The 1,722-nt window shown below is 73.3% G+C and carries 2 protein-coding genes; both read left to right on the top strand.

Annotated features, from left to right (window positions below):
- Positions 1-99: 99 nt before the first annotated feature.
- Entirely contained in the window at positions 100-1,221 is a 1,122-nt protein-coding gene (gene murG, locus I5E_RS09055) for an undecaprenyldiphospho-muramoylpentapeptide beta-N-acetylglucosaminyltransferase (protein WP_022906694.1), read from the top strand.
- Positions 1,218-1,722: Mur ligase domain-containing protein (locus I5E_RS09060; protein WP_022906695.1), on the top strand; the 505-nt coding region annotated here is incomplete at its 3' end. The genes murG and I5E_RS09060, both read left to right, overlap by 4 nt.

Genomic DNA, 1,722 nt, shown 5'->3' on the forward strand with positions numbered 1-1,722 from the left:
GGGCAAGAGCGACCGCGCGAGCGCGTCCCCGGGTCCGAGCGGCCGCGCGAGCGCGTTCCCGGTCCCGAGCGGCCGCACCACCACGAACGGAACCCTCCGGTGAGCACTACTTTCTTCGCCGGCGGCGGCACCGCCGGTCACGTCAACCCCCTGCTCGCGGTCGCCGACCGACTGACCGAACGCGAGCCCGACGCCGAGGTCCTCGTCCTCGGGACGGCCGAGGGGCTCGAGTCCCGCCTGGTCCCGATGCGCGGGTACGAGCTGCTGACGATCCCGCGCCTGCCGTTCCCGCGCAAGCCGAACGCCGCCGCGCTCCGCTTCCCCGGCGGGTTCCTCGGCGCCGTCCGTCGTGTCGAGCAGATCATCCGCGACCGCGGGGTCGACGTCGTCCTCGGGGTCGGCGGCTACGCGGCCGCGCCGGCGTACATCGCGGCGCGTCGCACCGGGACGCCGATCGTCGTGCACGAGCAGAACGCGAAGCCGGGGCTCGCGAACCGTCTCGCCGCCTTCCTCACCGACCACGTCGGCCTGACCTTCTCGAACACGCGGCTCCGCCACGGCCGGGTCGTCGGCATGCCACTCCGCCGCGAGATCGAGTCGCTCGACCGTCGCGCCGTCCGCGCCGAGGGCCTCGCCGAGTTCGGCCTCGACCCCGCCCGTCCGGTCCTGCTCGTCACAGGCGGGTCCTCGGGTGCGCGCAGCATCAACCGCACGGTGAACCGCTCCGCCGCGACCATCGTCGGCGCCGGCTGGCAGGTCCTGCACGTCGTCGGGGGCAAGTCCGACATCGGTCCGAGCGACCTCGACGGCTACCACGTGCTGCCCTACTGCGACCGCATGGACCTGGCGTACGCCGCGAGCGACTTCGTGGTCTCGCGCGCCGGCGCCGGCATGGTCTGCGAGCTCACCGCCGTCGGGCTGCCGAGCGTCCTCGTGCCGTACCCTGTCGGCAACGGCGAGCAGCGGCACAACGCGAAGGACGTCGTGGACGCCGGGGGAGCGGTCCTCGTCGCGGACGCGGAATTCGACGAGGACTGGGTGACGTTCCAGCTCCTGAACATCCTGCAGGACCGGGCACGCATCGCGGACATGACCGTCCGGGCCGGCAGCGTCGGGCACCGCGACGGCGCCGACCGGATGACCGACCTCGTCCTCGACGCGGGCCGGACACCGGCCAGCCGGACGCGGCCGAGCGGCACCAGCACCACGGAGGAACGATGACCATCAAGCCGGACCTGACGCAGCCGATCCCCGAGGACCTCGGCACCGTCCACTTCGTCGGCATCGGCGGCTCCGGCATGAGCGGCATCGCCCGGATGTTCCTCGCCGCCGGCCACCGCGTGACGGGCAGCGACTCCCGCGAGACCGCCACGACCCAGACGATGCGCGAGCTCGGCGCGGACGTGCACATCGGCCACGACGCCCGGAACGTCGGCGACGCGGACACGATCGTCGTCACCAGTGCCCTCTGGCCGGACAACCCCGAGCTGCTCGAGGCCCAGCGCCGCGGCATCCCGGTCCTGCACCGCTCGCAGGCCCTCGCCGCGCTCATCGCCGGCCAGCGCCTCGTCGCGGTCGCCGGTGCCCACGGCAAGACGACGTCGACGGGCATGATCGTCACAGCGATGGTCGAGCTGGGTCTGGACCCGAGCTTCGTCAACGGCGGGGTCATCCAGTCCCTCGGCACGAGCTCCGCTCCCGGGTCGAGCGACCTGTTCGTCG

Source organism: Curtobacterium sp. B18 (assembly GCF_000333375.1).
GTDB lineage: Bacteria > Actinomycetota > Actinomycetes > Actinomycetales > Microbacteriaceae > Curtobacterium.